The following is a 19,112-nucleotide window of genomic DNA, read 5'->3' on the forward strand; positions in this document are numbered from 1 at the left end:
ATACGCTCGATTGCACTCGCGCCCAATTTTCCAGCCTCGATTCGATCGTCATAAATCCCCCGTTAATCCTCATATTTCGAAACATGGTTGCGGCAGTAGCCGCGCTGAGATTTCCCCGCGCCGATAAGCACCGTCGCGTGAGCAATGCATCGGCATCCATCCGCAACGTGCGCGCACTGGCGAATGTCGTCGCCGGCCGCCGCCGACGACGAGCCTGCAGGCGGCGACGCGCCCTTTGCCTCGATCGAAGCATTCCGCCGGCGGCGCAGCTCGTCCCAGTTTTTGCGCAGTCGCGCTGGCGACGTGATGACCCGCAGCCAGAATTTGTCGCCCATGGCGTATCCGACGAGCGCCGCAGCTTGCCGAAGTGTGTGCCCGTCAACGCAGACAATCGCGTCTACGTCGGCCGCCCAAGCTGCGAGATCTGGCGTCGGGCAGCCCGGGTCATCGATACGCAGACGATCGAGCATCCACCGCGCGAACAGAACCCCGTCCTCGCTCGATTTTTCTCTCTGAACGCCGCTGCCTGTGCTAACCACCTTGGTATGAGAGAGAGTGGGTTTACTCGTATCTCCGTTTACTGGGTAGTTAGTTGGAACGTGGTGCCAGGAACTTTTTTCCGATTCGTCGGTTTCAGCCGGCACGGGCGGGTTGCTGGCACGTGGTTCCACCGGTCGGCCCGAGTTACTGGCACCTGGTGCCGAAACTTCCCCGGAACCACTGGCACGTGGTGCCGACGTGCCCAATTCACGAGCATCTTCGGCACCACGCGCCGACGACTGGTTGCCGGCATCGACGTCGCCGGCTGCGAGGTCGAGGTCGATCACGTCGCGCTGATGCCGAGCGACGTGATCAGGGATCGACAGCCGATAATGTGCGTGTGCCCATTTGCGATCAGGTCGGCGCGATCGCCATCGCGTAAGCCAGCCGAGTTCGCCGGCCAACGACAAATGCTTCGTCACCGCGCGAATGGACAGCGTCGCTTTTTCAGCGATCGTTTCGAGTGCCGGCCAGCAGGTTTCATCCACGCCGTTCGTGTATTCCGCGACGACGAACAGCACTAACTTCGTCGTCGCGGGCAGGTCGCTGCACATCATTGCGCGGCGCCACGTGTAGAAAGGAGATACAGTTGCCATTGATTATTCCGCACCCGAATCCGCGAAATTCTCGAATCGGGTAGTTGCATTTTGGAAGGCCAACCGGACGGTTCCGATCGGCCCATTTCGTTGTTTTGCGATGATGATTTCCGCCGTGCCGCGGTCCGCGCTGTCGGGGTTATAGACCTCGTCGCGGTAGATGAAGAGGATCACGTCGGCGTCCTGCTCGATCGCCCCCGACTCGCGCAGATCCGACATCACCGGCCGTTTGTTCGGACGCTGCTCCAAGCCGCGGTTGAGCTGCGATAACGCAACGACGGGAACATCCAGTTCCTTCGCGATTTGCTTAAGAGCACGCGAGATTTCGGCAACCTCGCCCGCGCGCATTTCCGTATTTCCGTCACCCGACATCAGCTGCAGGTAGTCGACGACGACCAGGCCGAGTCGGCCGCGCGCACGATGCAGGCGCCGCAGCTCAGCTTTGAATTTCGAGGGAGTGATTGCGGAACTGTCGAGAATATCGACTGGCGCGCTCGCCATACGCTCGACGCCATGGGTTAAGCGTGGCCAATCGTCGTCCTCGAGTCGGCCCGTGCGCAGCCGGTTTTGCGAGATCCGCGACTGCGATGCGAGCATGCGCATCGTCAGTTGCTCGGCCGGCATTTCGAGCGACAGCACGCCGACTGGTAGCTGCAGTTCAATCGCGACATACTCGGCGATATTCATCGCCAGCGATGTCTTGCCCATAGACGGCCTGCCACCAACGACGATCAGTTCCCCGCCGTGCATCCCGTCGAGGCGCGCATCGAGATCCAAAAAACCCGTCGACGTTCCAGTGATGCCACCTCGGTCCGGGCGATGGAATAGCTCGTCGATGCGCTCGACCACACGCGTAAGCGCCGGCTGCATCGGCTGGAATCCGCCCGACGACCGTGCCGCAGAATCGGTCAGCCGAAGAAACGCCGCCTGCGCCTCATCAATAATTTCGGAAACCTCACGGCCGGCCGTGTTGAAGCACTGGTCAATGACTGCTCGCGCAGCGCGAACCGCACCCCGCAGCTGCGAGCGCGAGCGCACGATGCCCGCATAGCGAGCGAGGTTCGCCGCACCGGGAGTCGAACCGACAATTTCGTTGAGGTAACGCAGTGGCTCCGCGACACGCGCTTTCGTCGCGCGCAGATGCTCAAATACCGTGACGACGTCAGCCGGTTTTTGGGCGACGATCAGTTGGGAAATAGCGGAAAAAATAGCGCGGTGCTCACCTGTGGTGAAATCGTCCGCGCACAACTCGGCAGCGATCACGTCATACGCGCCGTTGTCGATCATCAGCGCGCCTAACACGGCCTGCTCAGATTCAACGGACGCAATTACCCCGCGCGCTGCAGCATCATTGCCGGCGCCCATCGTTACTCCGGATTAAAGCGCGTCAGCGCGGATTATTATGTGTGTGACGTCGAGGACGCTCCACTCAAGCCTCAAAATACGTTCATGGCAAAATCAGGTTTCCACACCACGATTCACCTTTGATCAGAGACCCATGGACGACAAAGACATCAAGCTTCATTTTGCACGTTTGGAGGGAAAGCTGGCCGCACTGCGCCATAATCTCGCCTTCCTAGCGGCCCTCGTTTCCAGAGCGGAGGGTAAAACCACTTCCGACCTGGCATCGCTAGGAGACGAGTACATCAGAGAAAATACAAACGTTTCCGACGCGATAACTCCCCGATCATTGAGCGAAGAAATCGTTGCATACCAGTTAGCGCTTGAGGAGGAAATGAGCATCATCTTCACTCTTGCGGGTGCCTACGAAAAATCCATCGGCAGCTAACACCGGCTCGTCAAGACGTGTTTTTATTCCCACGTCTTTGTCGATTTAAGACGTACAGTGACTCTCTCAGCAGCTCGCCGGTCCAACTCCTTGAAAACCGAATCGCGCGCGTCCCTCTCTTCGCGCGCGATTCTTTTCTCACTCGCGACCTTCCGCTCATCCCAAACCGCGAGACCGGGGGAAATCAACCAGAGCACAAAGCGGGCATACAGGCTTTTCATGTCTAGAACCCTCTTAATATCTGCGGCCGGTCGGCTCATGAGCGTGGATCAACGACAAGCGCGCGCGCTGTTTGCACAGCTACCGCGATCTGCTGCTGGCTTTCGCGCGCGGCACGCTCGATCGTGTCGACTTCGTGCTGCTCGATCACGCCGTCGCCCACCGCCTTTCGAATTTCTTCAGCGAACCGCCCGGCGTGGCTGCTCACTGCCAGCGCAGCGTTGACGAGCGCGGAGATGTCCTCACTTCCGTGGCCTGCGTCGAGCGGCGCAGCGACCAAGCCGAATCTCGCATTGAACGCATGCACGGCATCGAGCGCGTGCGGCTGACGTTTCTCCTGCATCCACTCGACGAGCATTTCGAACATTTCGCCGGAAACTCGCGCACCTTCCACCTCGCGCAGCTTGAGACGCAGGGATTCGCCGCCGATGCGAACACCCCGCCGCTCGGTCAGATAACGAGCGGCATCTTCAACCTTCCCCGGTGTTGCAAGAACCGATTTGTAAAGAACATCGATCCAGTTCGTGTTGCCGTATTCGAGAGTCATTTTCATCCTTGAATTTCGCCGCCTTCCATGCTGTTAACAGCCGGGCGATTCCAATAAACTTGCGACACCAACCACACAACGGGGATGCCATGAACCAATCACCACGCGAACCTATGTCCGAGCGCACCAAAGCAACGGCCGACTTTGAGCGACTGCTCAAAAGCTCCCATTACTTGAACAGCATAATTGCCAGCCATCGCGAGGCGACGGCGGATATTCTTGCGGCATTTATTTCTTTGCTCGCGCAATCCTCAGCGCTAGAGCCCGCTCGCGTTGCAGCTCTGCTCTCAACTCTCGACCAATCCATGGATCGGCCAAGCGACGACTCCACTCGTCGCGTCCTGATTCAAGCGCTTCGAGAGAAGCTGCAGCAGCTGTGACTCTCGCGAGACGAACACGGTAGCGATGCGTCGGTGCGGCACGCAAAGAAGTCCGCTCGAAATCACGGGAGCGGAAGTAGGCGCTACCCCGTTTGGTCAAAAATCTTCTCAGCATCGAAGCTCTCCTCACATGACATTGCACAGCACCACCGGAACAACGAGAGGCAGCGCTTTCATTGCAATTCTTCGCGCTCAAGCTGATACACGGCCTGAAGCTCGGGCCGGCGAAGATCCGGCCAGACATCACGCCAATCGTCCGGCCGAAACTGCCAATACGGAATTCCGACCGCCTCACCGACAAGCACGCAGTTTTCGGCCCGCATCGGCCGCGGCGAATGCAACCACTTGTGGATGTGCGGCTGTTTCTTGCCGATCAGACGCGCCAACGCCGATTGCGATCCTGCTTTCTTGATCGCAATGTTCAGCGCGGCGACGGACGGGTTGGCTGGATTCATGCCGACGACTCTATAACCAAAGTTATCGACGGTCAAGAACTTTGGTTATTTGATGGCTTACAACCATAGTTATACGATTGCTGCCATGGAAAATCAGGAATTCGGACTGCGCGCCAAGGAGCGCCGGGAGGCGCTTGGCCTTTCGCAGCGGCAGGTAGCCGATCAAGTAGGGATATCCCAACCCGCGATTGCCAAAATCGAGGCGGGCGGCAGCACGACTACAACCAACGGGTTTGCGCTTGCTGCAGCACTTCGAACCTCACTGGTATGGTTGGAATTCGGCACTCTCGATGCGACGGATGCCCCGCGCGGTTGGTTTCTCTTGGACGAGATGGGCCGCGCAAAGACTGAAGCATTTATTAGCGGGCTACTGTCGGTAGATGCCGCCCAAGGCTCCGGCCAAGCCACCCGTGACACCGATCGACCGAGAGGGGACTAGTCACCTCGTCGCCGACCACGCCGACAGGGCAAATTGGCTCTAGCGACGAATCGAGAAATGAAAATTCACGCGTGATTACGGGCCGCTTCCCAGCGGCCGTGTATCCGAATGAGGCCCGGCTAAGAATCACGTCCCATCGGCCGTCTTGGCGCAGCGCCTCCACATAGACAACCATACCAACCAACCAGGGACTGCTGGACGTCAAGACGCGCGCCCATCCGCCTGGCCGGCATCGTCGCCCGCCGCCTACCTTCGATTCTCTCAAGATCGCCCCGTCGTCGCAGTGACTACTGTGTTTTCATACAGTAGTTTGCCTTCGTTTAACGCAGCTTTCAACCACCGCCGCAGGCGCGCCCAAGCGAAAGCTACTCCGACGCGGCGGAACGGGACGCAGCCTCCGGGTCCACCGCTCCACGGCCTGCCCTAATCTCCGCATCGATTTCGGGAACTGGCGAGTCCACCACGTTGAATTTCGTCGCGACCGCTTCGCTAGATGATCGAACCACGGTCAGAGACGATCTGAATTGCCTATCCGCAGACGCCATCTGGGTGGTGGCGGCCTTAGCTCGCGCCAACGCGGAATCCACCTGCGAGCTGGCGTACTTGAACATAGCCGCGTTGTCGGCCGCACGCGCATCGTCCATCGCTTTGAGCTGCGCTTTTGCCTCGGCAATCGCAGCATCGGAGGCACTTTTTCCACGATGACGCGCCACGTCGTTGCGAATGATGTCTTGCACCTGCGCCATATAAGCGAGAACCATATCCCGCTCCGCCCCGGCCGTTTCCACGTCCATGCTCCTGAGTTCTATAGATTTTTTATCGATCTCTTGGATGGCGCGGGCCGTCTTTTCATAAAACTCCCCGTAGGTCATTTCGCCCGGCTGCGTGTCCGCGTGCAAGATTTGAGACAGGTAAGCCATGGTGAGGCTCACTGCGGGCTTCATCGCGCCACGCTCTTCCGAGCGGGCGTGTGATCTGTACCCATATACGCCGCCGAGTGCAATCAACACGGCGGCCCCCACTGCTACGGTCAAGGTTTTTGTTCTCATTCCAGCTTCCAGCCGGTTATACGGAGGAAACAAAGCATAGCCCCGACGTGACGATGTTACAAATTTCCAAGCCGATCGATAACCTTGGTTATTGACTGGACGATAACTATGGTTATATTCTTCGTTCATTCGTAAGCGACCGCCAGCGCGGCGCAGGTCAACCCAGGAGGACAGAATGGACGCTCTCATCGATTGGAAAATCCGTCATCGGAAAGCACGCCGCGCAGCCGGATGGGCTTTCCGGATTGCCCGCAACGCCCTTGCCATCGTAGGCATCTTTTTCGTCTATCTGCTGATTCACGGGTACGGCCAGTGCAGCGAGGCGCGCGACGCCCAGGTCGCGACCTGCGCCGCGAGTCGCTGCGCCTAATTTCGGGCCGCTGAATCTACTCGAAAACACTGGAAATCATCAGTAGAACGAACATACCAGGGATTGCCATGCGCTCTCGATCCGCGAACCAGTTACGTCAAGCCGTGATCCGCGCGGTAGCAGCAGCCGCTCTCGATTCGCTTCACTACGACCCGGACCCGCGATCGCCCCACATCGCGAGAGAGGGTTTTGCAATCGCGGTTCTCATCGGGCGCCTTTCAGTCGACGAGCCCGAGATCGCGCACGCGATCGGAACGTTGATCGGGCTCGGTGGCAAGGGCAGAGTCTGGATGGAGAGCTGATGGATAAGCAACCTCTACCGCGCCACCTCTTGCGCGTCGAGTGGCAGCTGCTACGCATGGTCGGCGATTTCGATCGCGCAATCAAGAGCCCCGAAATCGTTCGCACGCTCGAGTCGTCTGCTCGCGCGCGTGAAGCACGCGATGCTCGACGTGTCGACGTCAAGCGCATGCAAGCCGGCGACGACGATTAAGCAATGCATCGCTTTCACGTTCGATGCCGGAAATGCACGGCGCGCCGGTGCCTGAAACGGCACCCGGACGCCTACATCCGCTTGCCGGCGCGCCGAACTTGTGGCGCACGGAATTACCGCATTGACCGATGGATGAATCGCCGGAATACAACCCGCATGACATGCGGATGCTCCGGCTACTGGTTCCCGCACCGGCGCGGTTCGCTGTACTGCTGGCATCGCGTCGACGGAACAGACCGCTACCCCGGCGATCCGGATTTCGCCGATCGCAATTACGACGGCCAACAAGCCGCCTAACTCTGGAGAAAGCCGAATGTCCTTATTCACGTCGCTGCACGAGATCGCTCGCGCAGCAAACTTGAACATTCTCATCGTTGCCGAAGGCGACGATCAGCTGCGCGTCAACGTCACGCCTGTGCAAGACGCGAAGGCGGCGAAAAAGCTGTGGCCGCTCTCGCTCGTCGCTACGCCGGCGGAGCTGGATGAACAGTTCGCCGACGCCGTCACAGCATATGAGCCCGGCGCACTGTCCGTGCTCGACCAGGCCCGCGCGTGCGCAGCGGCAAACGGCGACAACAAAGCGGGCTCGACGCCGACGTCCGGTGCGTCGGCATCCACCGCACCGAAGCGTCGCGGCCGACCGCCGAAAAATCAAAGCGCCGATGGAGGCGCCCCGAATCCGGCACCGCAAGACAGCCCCGATCCGCGCCAGCTGTCGATCGAAGATCAAAAGCCACTCAACCCCGACGACGACATCCGCGAAGACGCGGATCCCGAACCGCGCGAACCCGGCTCGGACGACGATTTGCCGGGCTCGGATGCCGATACGCCCGCAGATGGCGACGGCGGACTCGACGTTTATTAACCCAACGAGGGAGACAACAGCAATGAAGATCGACACGCTACTGCGCGAGTTCTCTTACAACGGCGCCAAGCTCCCCGATCCGGCTCCGACGTTCACGCCGGATCAAGTGCGCGAGTTCTACGCGCAGACCTACCCCGAACTGACCAACGCAGAAGTCGAGGGGCCGATCGTAAAGGGTAGCCGCAACGTCTTTACGTTCCGCCGGGCCGTGGGCACGAAGGGCGCGCGATGAAGTTACGCGAACTGCGTGAACGCCTGCTCAACGGGCCGCTTACTGTGACACGGCCGCAATTGCAGGCCACGCCCAAGCACATCAACAGTGACATCGCGCACGCCGTTGCGTCGATCACGGCGAGCCCGTCGAAGGCGCACGCGGGAGAAGCATTGCGCCTTCACTGGAAAGAGGTGGATCTCCTGCCATGAACACGACTCCGATGATGTTGCCTAGGCTCGACAACGTGCCGACAGCCGTATTCGCCGGCGGCGACGGAGATTTCTCGCATGCGCTCGCCCTCGCGCTGCTGCGCGGCAAGATCATTACTGCCGGTGACGCGGCCGATGTCGACGCTGGCACCACCGATTACGAACTCGCGTCCAGCGTAGTTACCCGCATGTGGCAACCCGTCGTCGCAGGCCATCGCTATTTCGACTGGAATCTCAGCATCGAAGAAGCCATTACCTACCCGAACGAAGCGAGGCCACGTCGCGCGCGCTTCAGAATTCACACGCAGAACGGCATGGGCGCTGCGCCACAGCTCGCCCTTCGGGCCGGCGTCATGCGACTTGAGACGTTCGCCGCGGGGCTCGGTGAGACGGTGCTTGCCGTCCTCTACGAAGCGTGTCACTACTATCTGCCGACCATTGTTACACCGGCGATATCGCTCGATATCGCGCAGTACGTGTATTGGAACGGCCATCGAGACGAAACCGCAGCGCTGCCGGAGATGCGGGACTGGTACGACCATCACGATGGTTCGATCGAGAACGACGACGCCGAGGCATTTTTTGTCGCGCACAACATCGCACGCCGCTCTGAATTTTTCCAGTCGTGCCCGGACTGGATATTCAAGCCGCAGCAGCGCTTGACTGAAGCGAACATCCGGCAAATCGAGCGATTCGACGTGTTCGCGTCTTGCGTCATCCAGGCCTGCGATGAAATCCATCGAATCATCACGCGATCCGGCCCGTTCCCGCGCGTTGATTGCGACGACGGGTACGGTGCCCCGCTCGACTACGCGCTGATTTTGCGATGGACGGGCGACGATTCGACCGACCGGATTCTAGACGACCATTTCGAGAATGAAATGCAAGGCGACGCAGTCGAAGGCTCCTGCGAACGCGCGCTGAATCTCGACGGCGGTCAAATCGCGGAGTGGTTGCGGGGCATGCATAAGACCGGCGACATTGCACGCGCGGTAGAGCAGCTGCTTAATCTCATCGCGACGCGGGCCGAAGACAACGTCACCGATGCACGAATCCAGGTGCGCGTATGACTTCCATTCAGATCAAAGCCGCAGACCAGACGAAGCTTTCCCTCGACTCCGCACTCATGCTCTATAGAAGCGCCGACCGTTCGCAGGTGTACGTGACCCGTCATACGGTCCGCGTCGTCGACGGCGTGCCTCATTTGCTCGCCGGCACGCCCGCGACGAGGCGCCAGCTTGCCTCATTCATCGAAGCTGCATCGACGCACACGGCGCAGCACGGTTTCGTGCATGAGCGCGTGATCTATAGCGGCCCGGAAACTGTCGCGTGGTGGCTGCCCGCCGGGCAGCAGAGCGTCTGGTTTCGCGCCGACGCACCACTCGGAACGCGGCACGGCCGCACGAACCATCCGGCGCTTTTCTTCGTGGCCCGCGGCCAATCCCGATACGTATTCGCGCTGGCCCAAAGCGAGCGACCCGGCGCCGATACACAGCTTTATCGCCCACCGTTTTTCAACGTCAACAACGACGGCCTGATATGCACCGGCAATGTCGACGTCGCGGCTACACCGAACACGAGCGACATTGAGCGATATGAGATTGACGAATTCTTTCGCAGTCGCTTCACGCATATCAACGGTACCGATCTTATCGCCGGCGGCGATGCCGTCGAGCTTTGGATCAACTTGCTCGACGGCGCGCAGTTCCCGACCGAGCGCCTGATACCCCTGCAAAGGACGGTAAGCGGGGCAATTCAACGAATCACGCAACGGAGCTAGAACGCCATGAGCGCCACCATCGATAGCATCAAACAGAAATTCGAAGTCTCCACTGCCACGCTGCTGCAACAGCTCGGCGCAACGCTGACGACGTTCTCGACCGATATCGTCGCAGAAGTAAAGGCCGGGCAGCAGCGACCGATCGCAGCCGACCCGACCGACGAAGCGCTGCAGCTCGACAACGCGCTGTTCGATAGCGCGCCAGTCGCTGTCGTACCGCGACACGCGAAATTTGCCGCCCTGCAGGATATCGGGCATCGATTCCTCGTAGCGGCCGAGGGGCTGTTCATCGAGATCCGGCGGCCATGGTTGCATTTGATCCAGCCGCTTGCCGCGATCGACGGCAGCACCCGGCCGCCCTATGGCTCGATCGAGCCGAAGATCGAATTCGCATTCGGCAAGCTCGGCGCTGCCGAGCCGCACTTTCGCCGATTCGCCGACGAGGCCGGCAGCGCCTCTCCGAACGAGCATGCCGCCTGGATCGTTTGGAACGACACCGAAAAGAAACTGGAATACAAATCCGTCGCCATTCGATCCGCGACGCCCGGCTCGCTCGAAATCGATCGGCCGGCACTCGCCGAACACGAGAGCCTCGTCATTGACCTACACAGCCACGGCGCCGGCAAGGCTTTCTTCAGCAGCACAGACGATCGCGACGACGCCGGCGAGGTGAAGATTTCCGGTGTCATCGGCGGCCTGGGCACGGGCGCAGAAAAGAGCGTTGTATTTCGCCTGTGCGCGCTCGGCCGCGCTATCCAGCTCCGCGTCCCTGTGCGCGCGTTTTTCCCCGAGGCAGCGTAATGCACCGCACGCCCGCTCATTTCCTTGGCGACAAGCGAGCGACCGTCGTCGTAGTCGGTTGCGGCGGCACGGGATCTCAAATGCTATCCGGGCTTGCCCGCTTGAATTACGCCCTCATCGAACTCGGCCACCCCGGGCTGCAGGTGACTGCGTTCGACGCGGATACGATCAGCACGGCGAACATTGGCCGCCAGATGTTTTGCCCGGCCGACGTCGGCCTGCATAAGAGCGTGGTCCTCGTCCATCGTATCAACGCGTTCTTTGGCACCGACTGGATTGGCCGGCCGGTACATGCCGGTTTCGATGAAATTGTTCGCGGCGCTCCTGATCTCGTGATCATGTGCGTCGACAGCGCCAAGGCACGCGCAAAGCTCGCCCGCCCGCTCTATGAGTCGAACTGCTACGTGATGGATCTCGGCAATCGCGCCGGAGACGGCCAGGTGATTTTCGGAGCGAGCCCGAATACACGCGGCAACCGAACCGACGACCTGATGCCGATCGGCTCGTCTCAGTTGCGCTGGCCGTATGACGTGCTGCCCGAACTCGTCGACGAATGGGCTCCGGAAGACGACACGCCAAGCTGCAGCCTCGCTGAAGCGCTCGAAAAGCAGGAGCTTTTCATCAATCAGGCCGTCGTGACGCACGGGCTCGCGATCCTTTGGGAATTCTTCCGACACGCAAGCCTGTCCACCTGCGGCGCATTCGTCAACCTCAAAACCGGAAACGTGCGGCCGATCCTCGTGCCGCCACCGCCGAACGAAAAGGCAGAAAAATAAATGGCAAAGAATTCCGTCGAAGCCTACGGGGCGGAAGGCAAAACGAATTCGCTTTTCTTCGATCCCGAAAAGCTGGTACTCGTCACCGACAAAGCATCGCCGCTCTACGACGAGCGAGTGCATTTGCCCGTGGACGAAGCGATGGCGCACTCGATCGACTATCTCGGCGTTCAGCAGCCGATCGTAATCTCGAAAAACCCGGAGACCGGGGAAACGGAGGTCGTCGTCGGCCGCCAGCGCGTGAAGGCCGCGCGCCTGGCGAACGTGTGGCGGAAACAGCGTGGCGCCCCACCCCGGAAGATTTCCGCGATTGTTTTTCAGGGAAAGCGAGAGACGGCAATTGAGACGATCGTCGCCGAGAACGAGCAACGGCAAGCCGACTCGCCGCTTGGCCGGGCAGAGAAGATGCGCCAGGTGCTGTCGCTCGGACGCAGCGAGGGGCACGTCGCGATGATCTTCAATTGCTCGGTCGCCACCGTGCGCTCAAGCCTCGCGCTACTCGAATGCTGCGCCGAGACGCAGCGCGCAGTTGAGAGCGGAAAAGTACCGCTGACGCATGCAAGCAAGCTGGCGACCATGAAGCCCGACCAGCAGCGCACGACCACACGCGAACTCGTCGCCGCCGCGAACACGCACAAGCCGCGCGCCGCAGCTCGCGCGCAGCGCGAAGTGATGGGCGACAAATCCGCGCGCATGAAAACGCGCAAGCAGATCGAGGCCGAGGCCGACAAAAGCACCGGCGATTACTCCAAAGCGCTCCGTTGGGTTTTGAACGCTGATATCGATGTCAACGCAACCAATCAAGGAGGTGATGATGCATAGCCAACAGGTGCGCTTTTTTTGGATCGGCGAGAGATCCGAGATCTTCGCCGCCGTTTCGTTTCAGCAGCTGCTCGACGACGCGGGCGAATGCGGCAGCGGTATCGAATTCGTAGACGCCGGGACGCCATTCGATCGAGACGGCGCGCCGATCGAATACGGCGAACTCGACGGCAACGAGCACCGCCTGACCGTCGTCGAACTCGATCACCGAGAACGGCCGCTCGGCAACCTCACCGGCTCGCTTCACGACATCTACGCGCGCTCGGACGGTGGCCGGCACAAGCTGCCGGCGATGCTGCTGACGGCCTATTTCTGACACGCCGGCACGGACGAGATAACCATGAAAGACGCCAATCAACTGAAAGACACCACCGCGCTGATCGCGGACAGCCGCCGCGATTTCTCCGCGTGGGCCGAGCCTGAAGGTTACGATGTCGCACGCGCACAAGATGGATCGTTTTTCGACTTTCTAACGGAGCGGGCGCACGCCGTTTGGGACGCCGCACAGGCCGCCCTGTTCGCCGCCGAGCACGCAGCAGCAGCGCCAGTCGCGGCCGACGAGCTTTTGACGCTCGACGTGCTGCTCGCCGCATTCCACGAATCTGTCTGGAACGCCGCAGCGGCCGAAGGTGGGCGCATTGCCTACGACGATGCCGGCCGCAGCGAAGCGAAGGCAATTCAACGTCACGTTCGCGCGATGACCGCAGCAGCACCGGCCAAGGTGGCGGCCACACCCGATCCCGAATCGATTGAAGCAAGGATCGCAGCGCTGATGCAACCGAACCCGGTCGACGAACTTGGCCCGACTGACGAACCGCAGTCGCAATATCGATTCGGCTACAACACAGCCATAGAGGATGCTTTGATCGTGGTCGAAGACGGCGGAAAACCGGCCGCCGTCGATGAACCGTTGTGCCCGAACGGCGAACCCTGGAATCCGAACCCGGACGGCATCGAGCCCGGCCAGGAATCGCCCCCGCACATGAACCGCGACACCGGAATGTGGGAAGGCATCGCCGATGAAGACGAGCCCGCTGCTCGGGCTGTCACCGTTGACGCGGCGGCGCTGACCGAAACCGTGAAGCTCACGGTCGACACGATCAGCAGACAACTCAGCTTGATTGCCGAACGCGCGCCCGGAAATTTCCTCGACAAGATGCCGGTCGTGCGATCGCTAACCGCACACAAGAGGCGCTTAGAGAAGGCGCTCACGGCTATCGAGCAGCGCACGCACGCGAAGTTTTCGCAATTCCTGAGCGACGTAATCACCGCAGCTGGACTTTTGCGTCACGGCAGGACGGACAAGAAATTGGCATCCCGCATTGGTAATGTGGCGTTTTCCATGCTTGGCTCCCCTGTCCCCGCCGCACTCAGTCGCCGCCGTAGCGCAAACAAAGTCGGCGACGAATCGGAGGATGCATATGTGATCCGCCGTCTGAGCGAAACGCTTGCAGATGTCTGCGTGACCCTGCGCGGCGACGATCCCATCCACCCTGACGATCCGCTGAACAAGATCGAACTGGTCAAGCGCCTTGCAGAAGTGCTCCGCACGGAAGTCGAACTTTACCGTGCGCAGGCCGCCACACCAACGCCGCAACAGGTCTGCGACTACCTGCACATGCTCGGCACCATCCAGCGCGAAGTCGCCGAGCGCGAGGCACGCGCAATGAAGCCGACGCAGGCCGATGCGCGCGAACCTCATCACGACGACGCCGCGATCGACGCGTTCGCAATCGAGATGAAAGCGAAGATGGCCGCCTCGCGTGCCAAGGGACGCAGCGGGTGGGAAACGTGCGCGCCAGCCGACCTGTCTCACATGCTTCGCGAGCACGTCGAGAAAGGCGATCCGCGCGACGTCGCGAACTTCTGCATGATGCTCCACCATCAAGGCGCACCCATCGCTCCGCCTACCGATGCGGGAGAAGCGACCTTCGCGGATGACGGCGAGCGCGATGAATTCTTGTCTACGTGCGCGGCCTTCGAGGACAACTGCGATACGGCGACGGATTACGGCTTGCTCATGAAGTGGGCGAACGCCGGCCTGCTGGAATGCGTCCATTTCCAGATCACGACGTCCGGCGAAGCCACCCGCTCCATTGGCGCGCCTGACATCGGCGATCTTTTTGCGGGTGGCACCCGATGAGCAACGAGCCGAACCGCAAAAGCTGGATCGCGCGTTGTGCGACGCAGTTCGAATTCCGAGCACGACTCGATCGTGCCACCGCCGTGAGCTATGCGGTAGCGGCTTACGACGGTCGCGTCGGCTTCTTCGATGATGACCCCGAGGGTGCCGCAGACGAAGAAATGTCACGTTGGAACGACGGGGAAAGGTCATGAACATGAACGAGCCCGATCAATTCCTCGCAGAGCTACGCCGCTTGGTGGCCGCCCTCGAACAACCGAAGAAGCTCGACGAAACGCTGTGGAGCACTGAGCAAGTCGCGAAGTGGTTCGGCCTGTCGAAATCCACGATCGAACTGCGCGTCGTCACTCGCAACGACTTCCCGCCAGCGGTGCGGCCGGTCGACAGCGCGCAAGCGCAGCGGCGCTGGTTCGCCAGCGATGTCGTTGAGTGGGCGCGCCGCAACCGCGGCCACTTACCGACGCCGCGGAAAGGGCGCCCGCGCAAGACGAATTAGTCGAGGCGAGCCGCCAGCTCGGCGGCCGTCTCGTCGTAGTAAATCATCAATGACTGTATGTCGCGATGTCCGATCATTTTCGCCAGCGCGAGCACGTGCAGCTTCTTCGCCAATCTGGTCGTAGCTTCGTGCCGCGAGTCGTGAAACTTCAACGTAGCGATGCTCGGCATTGTTTTCGCGAGCCGATTCCGGCATTTACGCCACAATGCGTCAGCGCTTCCCTGATTCACAGGAAAGGCACGCGACTCGCCCGCGATCCTCGGCAGCCCCTCAAGCAGCTCCAGCGCCCGACGCGATAGCGGGACGTCGCGCGCATCACCGTTTTTTGTCTTCGGGAGATGCACGTAACGCTCCGGCAGATGCACGTCCGGCCAGGTGAGACGAAGGATTTCTCCCTGCCGCATCCCCGTCTCAATAGCGAGCAGGAACGCAACGGCGACGTATTGCTGCGCGGTTTCTATCGGGCCGCCGGGCGACAGGCCGAGCGCCCCGCAGATAGCCAATGCATCGCTGTCGGGAACCCGTCGATCACGCGGCGGCGGATCTCGCGGCCGCTTCACGTCCGAGAGTGGATTCTCGTGGATCCACTTCCACTCATCGCGCGCAGCAGTGAACACAGCCGACAACAGATTCAAATCGCGATTCACCGTCGACGACTTCACGCTCTTAAGCCGCTTGTCTCGCCAGCGAGCGACATCCTCGGGCTTGATCGATCGCATCAACTCGCCAACAAATTCGCCCATCGATGCACGAAAAAACTCGAGCCTGGTTTTGTTCCACTCGTGTTTCGCCAACGCCGGCGAGACCTTGTCGATGTATTCATCAAACCCATCGGACAATGTCTTTGCTATCTTCGTGTATGGTCGCCGCTTGCCGGCATCAATTTCGGCTTCGAGCTTCGTCGCCCACGCGACCGCCTCGCCCTTGGTATCGAACGTAGCCGACTCTCGGATTCCACCTCGCGCCACTTCCGCGCGCCACGCTTTGCCCCGTTTCCTGTAGCTGGCCATCACTCCGCCTTGGCGTAAATTTGGCGTAAATGATAGCGGGAAATTGATGGAATTTGGGGTGCTCTGGAATCGAACCTGTACCCGAGCGCAGTCGCAAATCCCTTGACTGTCTTGGCTTTGCGTTTAGATGATGGAGATTGATGAAGCTTGAAGGACGCGCAAGAGATCCCTGTCGGGGGGACCAGCCATCCTCCAAAGTTTGACCAGCGTCTACCGAAAAGCCCCGCCCAGCCTGCCTGCGCGGGGTTTTTTGTTCCAAACTTCCCCCATCTACCACCAGCAGGAACAACCCCCAGTTGGGGGGTGTTTTGGGGGTTGCGGCGAACACCCCCAAACGACAACCCCCAGGGGCACCAGCCCATGGCCCTCACCGATCTCAAGATCCGCACCGCCAAGCCGGCGGACACGCAACTGAAGCTCTATGACGGCGGCGGCCTGCTGCTGTTGATCACGCCGGCCGGCGGCAAGCGCTGGCTGTTCAAGTACCGCATCGACCGCAAGGAGAAGAGTCTGGCGCTCGGCACCTACCCTGCGGTCTCGCTCGCCCAGGCCCGCGAGCGACGCGACAGCGCCCGGGAGCAGCTGGCCGCCGGGCTCGATCCCAGCGAAGCCAAGAAGGCCGGCAAGCGCGCGGCAAAGCTGGCCGCCGCCAATTCGTTCGAACTGGTCGCGCGCGAGTGGTTCGAGACGCAACGCGGGGGTTGGTCGGAGGTGTACGCGGGCAAGGTCATCAGCAGCCTGGAAATCGACGTGTTTCCCCGGATTGGCGACCGCCCCATCGCAAGCATCGATGCGCCCGAGCTGCTGGCCGTCATCCGGCTCATCGAATCCCGTGGCGTGCGCGAGACAGCCAAGCGCGTGTTGCAGCGGACGCGGGGGGTGTTTCAGTACGGCATCGTGACCGGCCGTTGCCCCCGCAACCCTGCAGCCGATATCGACGCGGAGACAGTCCTGAGGAAAAGCGTGGGGGTTCAGCACATGGCGCGCGTGAAGGCGACCGAGATTCCGCAACTGATGCGGGACATCGATGCCTACTCCGGCGATCTGGTGACGCGGCTCGCTTTGCGATTCATGGCGCTGACGTTCGTGCGCACCAAGGAGATGATCCAGGCGGAGTGGCACGAATTCGACATCGCCGCCGCGGAATGGCGCGTGCCGGCCGAGCGCATGAAGATGCGCGACCCGCACATCGTGCCGCTGTCCCGGCAAGCGCTGGAGGTGCTGGCGCGGCTACGCGAGATCAACGGGCAACATCGCTTCGTCTTTTACAGCGTGCAGGGGCGTAGCCACATCTCGAACAACACGATGCTCTATGCACTGTATCGGATGGGATACAAATCGCGCATGACAGGCCACGGCTTTCGCGGACTGGCCGCCACTGCCCTGCGCGAGATGGGGTATAGCCGCGATGTGGTCGAGCGGCAGATGGCCCATGCGGAGCGAAATCAGGTCACCGCAGCCTATGTGCATGCTGAGTACCTGCCGGAGCGGCGGCGGATGATGCAGCGCTGGGCGGATCGGCTCGATGAGTTGGCCGCGAGTGATGATGTTCGGCCGTCGGAGCAGACGCGCTCCTAGCCCTTCCCGTGCCGACATTACGGCATCGATCTGTCTCGGCGCTTCGCCACTCACGGCCCTTCTCAGCTCGCGCGGCGCCATCCCGTTGCGGAAGCCCTCGGAGAGATTGAGCAAGGCTCCGCTTTCCCGCAAGCAAACCGGCTGACCGTCCTTGACTTGGCGCAAAACTGCTCGTGCCTCCGGAGAGGGTTCAAACTAGGAAAATCGAGCACAGGATGGTGTTTCCTGGGCAATAAAGTAAGTGCTCCCCCATGCAAGGAGCGCAAAGTGCCTAAACATCCCCTGCTGCAACCGAAGACCATCACCACCACCCTGCCCGCCCCGAAGGTGCTTCCATTCGACGGGTTCAGCCGGTGGGCCGACCTGCAACCATTCATTCCCATGTCGCGGGAGAGCGTCCGGCTGCGCGAGCTGGACGGCCGCTTCCCGAAGCGCGTGCAGTTGGGCTCCGCGCGATGCGTGGCTTGGCCCAACAGCGAACTGCATCGGTACTTCGCGGATCCGGCGAACTACCGCGCGTCCGATGCGCCACGGGAGGGTTGAGACATGGCTACGTCCTTCCCGAAGCATGCCTCCGCTGCCTGGAGGCATTTGGCGAGACTGGTGCATCCCGTCGCCATTTCGAAGCGATTGACGTTGGCCGCTAGAGCCTCGCGAGTCACTTTTCCGGCAATGCCGGAAAAGTGGCGCGTCAATCTCCCACGCTTGACGCCTAGGACCCCTGGTCCTATCTTGCGGGTCAGCGGCTGCGCATTCGCGCGGCCCATCACAGCCGAGAGGATCCGAAAAATGACGCACCCGTTCTGGGAGGCCTTGGGCCGCCCTATCTTCCATGCGATATATCCCACCAACTCCCAGCGATCTGGAGCAGTTGAAGCAGACCCTGCAACTGAGCAGCGCCCAGATGGCCGACCTGTTCGGCGTGCAGGGTGGCCGACAATGGCGAAAGTACACGGGGGGCGAGATACCGCGAGAAATCAGCCCGCACATCCTTTTCTTCGCGATGGCACGGTTGGAGCTGGACTCAGCGACCTTCGATCGAATCTTGGACAGAATGCGGGCGGTAGGCGCGACGATCGAGATGGACGCAACGTAGCTCGGGCGCACGGCGATTTATCGCTCCGCGTCATTCGGGATGCGCTGCGCACGGCGGCGCTCGCCCCCACCGATCAAGACGCCCTCGACATAACCGGCGAAGCACTGCGCCGGCTTGCCGACCTCGCGCGCGCGGAGGTGTCGGCATGAGCGAACAGACCACCATCACCACCCGGGCCGCCGACGAATTGGACGCGAGCGTACGCGCCTTCCGTTACGTCGGTGCCATCTTCGACGCGATCTCTCGCTACGCGCGGTCAGGCGTCATCGATCAAAGCGAATTGATGTACCTGTGTGGCGCGGGACTGGAGATCGCCAACCAGCACGGCAAGCGAGCCATCGAAGCATCATGGGAGGTTCGCCATGACGCGTGAACAACCAAGAAACACTGCCTTGCCCCGCGCCCTCCCGCCTGATAAGTGGACGGAGACGCCTTCGAAAAACAG

The 19,112-nt window shown here is 61.0% G+C and carries 26 protein-coding genes; 19 read left to right on the plus strand and 7 right to left on the minus strand.

Going from position 1 to position 19,112, the window contains the following annotated elements; translation table 11 throughout:
- Positions 1 to 62: 62 nt before the first annotated feature.
- Both BpN12_RS29255 and dnaB read right to left on the minus strand, forming a co-directional pair.
- A complete protein-coding gene (locus BpN12_RS29255; RefSeq protein WP_246795641.1) occupies positions 63 to 1,136 on the minus strand; it encodes a helix-turn-helix domain-containing protein in 1,074 nt (357 codons plus the stop codon).
- Positions 1,137 to 1,139: 3 nt separating this feature from the next.
- A complete protein-coding gene (gene dnaB / locus BpN12_RS29260) occupies positions 1,140 to 2,501 on the minus strand; it encodes a replicative DNA helicase (RefSeq protein ID WP_246795642.1) in 1,362 nt (453 codons plus the stop codon).
- A gap of 133 nt (positions 2,502 to 2,634) precedes the next feature.
- Here dnaB and BpN12_RS29265 point away from each other — a divergent pair, with 133 nt between their 5' ends.
- Positions 2,635 to 2,925 carry a hypothetical protein gene (locus BpN12_RS29265; protein WP_246795643.1) on the plus strand — a complete coding sequence of 97 codons (291 nt, stop codon included), beginning with the start codon at positions 2,635 to 2,637 and terminating at the stop codon, positions 2,923 to 2,925.
- 256 nt (positions 2,926 to 3,181) lie between these two features.
- Here BpN12_RS29265 and BpN12_RS29270 read toward each other — a convergent pair whose 3' ends face one another.
- Positions 3,182 to 3,697, minus strand: a complete 516-nt coding sequence (locus tag BpN12_RS29270; RefSeq protein ID WP_246795644.1) for a phage regulatory CII family protein — start codon at positions 3,695 to 3,697, stop codon at positions 3,182 to 3,184.
- A 107-nt stretch (positions 3,698 to 3,804) separates the two neighbouring features.
- On the opposite strand from BpN12_RS29270, the gene BpN12_RS29275 reads away from it, so the two are divergent.
- A complete protein-coding gene (locus tag BpN12_RS29275; protein ID WP_246795645.1) occupies positions 3,805 to 4,071 on the plus strand; it encodes a hypothetical protein in 267 nt (88 codons plus the stop codon).
- A 173-nt stretch (positions 4,072 to 4,244) separates the two neighbouring features.
- On the opposite strand, the gene BpN12_RS29280 is transcribed toward BpN12_RS29275, so the two are convergent.
- The gene (locus BpN12_RS29280; protein ID WP_246795646.1) at positions 4,245 to 4,526 is read right to left on the minus strand and encodes a transcriptional regulator; all 282 of its coding nucleotides are present in this window, start codon (positions 4,524 to 4,526) and stop codon (positions 4,245 to 4,247) included.
- A 52-nt stretch (positions 4,527 to 4,578) separates the two neighbouring features.
- On the opposite strand from BpN12_RS29280, the gene BpN12_RS29285 reads away from it, so the two are divergent.
- On the plus strand, positions 4,579 to 4,965 hold the full coding sequence (locus BpN12_RS29285) for a helix-turn-helix domain-containing protein (RefSeq protein WP_246795647.1): 387 nt from the start codon (positions 4,579 to 4,581) through the stop codon (positions 4,963 to 4,965).
- Positions 4,966 to 5,330: 365 nt separating this feature from the next.
- On the opposite strand, the gene BpN12_RS29290 is transcribed toward BpN12_RS29285, so the two are convergent.
- The gene (locus BpN12_RS29290) at positions 5,331 to 6,143 is read right to left on the minus strand and encodes a hypothetical protein (protein ID WP_246795648.1); all 813 of its coding nucleotides are present in this window, start codon (positions 6,141 to 6,143) and stop codon (positions 5,331 to 5,333) included.
- A gap of 46 nt (positions 6,144 to 6,189) precedes the next feature.
- On the opposite strand from BpN12_RS29290, the gene BpN12_RS29295 reads away from it, so the two are divergent.
- Positions 6,190 to 6,384 (plus strand): hypothetical protein, encoded by a 195-nt coding sequence (locus tag BpN12_RS29295; RefSeq protein WP_246795649.1) that lies wholly within the window; start codon positions 6,190 to 6,192, stop codon positions 6,382 to 6,384.
- A 352-nt stretch (positions 6,385 to 6,736) separates the two neighbouring features.
- Here BpN12_RS29295 and BpN12_RS29300 read toward each other — a convergent pair whose 3' ends face one another.
- Positions 6,737 to 7,204 carry a hypothetical protein gene (locus tag BpN12_RS29300; protein ID WP_246795650.1) on the minus strand — a complete coding sequence of 156 codons (468 nt, stop codon included), beginning with the start codon at positions 7,202 to 7,204 and terminating at the stop codon, positions 6,737 to 6,739.
- Here BpN12_RS29300 and BpN12_RS29305 point away from each other — a divergent pair.
- From BpN12_RS29305 to BpN12_RS29355, 11 genes are all read left to right on the plus strand, one after another.
- On the plus strand, positions 7,191 to 7,742 hold the full coding sequence (locus BpN12_RS29305) for a PRTRC system protein E (RefSeq protein WP_246795651.1): 552 nt from the start codon (positions 7,191 to 7,193) through the stop codon (positions 7,740 to 7,742). The two genes, BpN12_RS29300 and BpN12_RS29305, sit on opposite strands and share 14 nt — an antisense overlap.
- A 22-nt stretch (positions 7,743 to 7,764) precedes the next feature.
- The gene (locus BpN12_RS29310) at positions 7,765 to 7,974 is read left to right on the plus strand and encodes a PRTRC system protein C (protein WP_246795652.1); all 210 of its coding nucleotides are present in this window, start codon (positions 7,765 to 7,767) and stop codon (positions 7,972 to 7,974) included.
- Entirely contained in the window at positions 7,971 to 8,165 is a 195-nt protein-coding gene (locus BpN12_RS29315; protein WP_246795653.1) for a hypothetical protein, read from the plus strand. The genes BpN12_RS29310 and BpN12_RS29315 overlap by 4 nt, the downstream gene beginning before the upstream one ends.
- Complete coding sequence (locus BpN12_RS29320) at positions 8,162 to 9,235, plus strand: PRTRC system protein F (protein WP_246795654.1); 1,074 nt, start codon at positions 8,162 to 8,164, stop codon at positions 9,233 to 9,235. Before BpN12_RS29315 ends, BpN12_RS29320 begins: the two co-directional genes overlap by 4 nt.
- Entirely contained in the window at positions 9,232 to 9,945 is a 714-nt protein-coding gene (locus BpN12_RS29325) for a PRTRC system protein B (RefSeq protein ID WP_246795655.1), read from the plus strand. The genes BpN12_RS29320 and BpN12_RS29325 overlap by 4 nt, the downstream gene beginning before the upstream one ends.
- Before the next feature lie 6 nt (positions 9,946 to 9,951).
- On the plus strand, positions 9,952 to 10,746 hold the full coding sequence (locus tag BpN12_RS29330; RefSeq protein WP_246795656.1) for a PRTRC system protein A: 795 nt from the start codon (positions 9,952 to 9,954) through the stop codon (positions 10,744 to 10,746).
- Positions 10,746 to 11,522, plus strand: a complete 777-nt coding sequence (locus BpN12_RS29335; RefSeq protein WP_246795657.1) for a PRTRC system ThiF family protein — start codon at positions 10,746 to 10,748, stop codon at positions 11,520 to 11,522. Before BpN12_RS29330 ends, BpN12_RS29335 begins: the two co-directional genes overlap by 1 nt.
- Positions 11,523 to 12,344: a ParB/RepB/Spo0J family partition protein gene (locus BpN12_RS29340; protein WP_246795658.1), complete on the plus strand. Its 822-nt coding sequence runs from the start codon at positions 11,523 to 11,525 to the stop codon at positions 12,342 to 12,344.
- Complete coding sequence (locus BpN12_RS29345; RefSeq protein WP_246795659.1) at positions 12,337 to 12,660, plus strand: hypothetical protein; 324 nt, start codon at positions 12,337 to 12,339, stop codon at positions 12,658 to 12,660. The genes BpN12_RS29340 and BpN12_RS29345 overlap by 8 nt, the downstream gene beginning before the upstream one ends.
- A 24-nt stretch (positions 12,661 to 12,684) precedes the next feature.
- A complete protein-coding gene (locus BpN12_RS29350; protein ID WP_246795660.1) occupies positions 12,685 to 14,487 on the plus strand; it encodes a hypothetical protein in 1,803 nt (600 codons plus the stop codon).
- A 190-nt stretch (positions 14,488 to 14,677) separates the two neighbouring features.
- Positions 14,678 to 14,983 (plus strand): helix-turn-helix transcriptional regulator, encoded by a 306-nt coding sequence (locus tag BpN12_RS29355; protein WP_246795661.1) that lies wholly within the window; start codon positions 14,678 to 14,680, stop codon positions 14,981 to 14,983.
- On the opposite strand, the gene BpN12_RS29360 is transcribed toward BpN12_RS29355, so the two are convergent.
- Positions 14,980 to 15,993, minus strand: a complete 1,014-nt coding sequence (locus BpN12_RS29360) for a tyrosine-type recombinase/integrase (RefSeq protein WP_246795662.1) — start codon at positions 15,991 to 15,993, stop codon at positions 14,980 to 14,982. The two genes, BpN12_RS29355 and BpN12_RS29360, sit on opposite strands and share 4 nt — an antisense overlap.
- A gap of 360 nt (positions 15,994 to 16,353) precedes the next feature.
- Between BpN12_RS29360 and BpN12_RS29365 the strand changes: the two genes are divergently transcribed.
- From BpN12_RS29365 to BpN12_RS29380, 4 genes are all read left to right on the plus strand, one after another.
- The gene (locus BpN12_RS29365) at positions 16,354 to 17,571 is read left to right on the plus strand and encodes a tyrosine-type recombinase/integrase (RefSeq protein ID WP_246795663.1); all 1,218 of its coding nucleotides are present in this window, start codon (positions 16,354 to 16,356) and stop codon (positions 17,569 to 17,571) included.
- A gap of 267 nt (positions 17,572 to 17,838) precedes the next feature.
- On the plus strand, positions 17,839 to 18,114 hold the full coding sequence (locus BpN12_RS29370) for a helix-turn-helix transcriptional regulator (RefSeq protein ID WP_246795664.1): 276 nt from the start codon (positions 17,839 to 17,841) through the stop codon (positions 18,112 to 18,114).
- Between the two features lie 289 nt (positions 18,115 to 18,403).
- The gene (locus BpN12_RS29375) at positions 18,404 to 18,667 is read left to right on the plus strand and encodes an XRE family transcriptional regulator (RefSeq protein ID WP_246795665.1); all 264 of its coding nucleotides are present in this window, start codon (positions 18,404 to 18,406) and stop codon (positions 18,665 to 18,667) included.
- Positions 18,668 to 18,812: 145 nt separating this feature from the next.
- Positions 18,813 to 19,040, plus strand: coding sequence for a hypothetical protein (locus BpN12_RS29380; RefSeq protein WP_246795666.1), 228 nt, complete (start codon positions 18,813 to 18,815; stop codon positions 19,038 to 19,040).
- Positions 19,041 to 19,112 lie beyond the last annotated feature (72 nt).

It is taken from the genome of Burkholderia perseverans (genome assembly GCF_022870505.1).
Classification (GTDB): Bacteria; Pseudomonadota; Gammaproteobacteria; order Burkholderiales; family Burkholderiaceae; genus Burkholderia; species Burkholderia plantarii.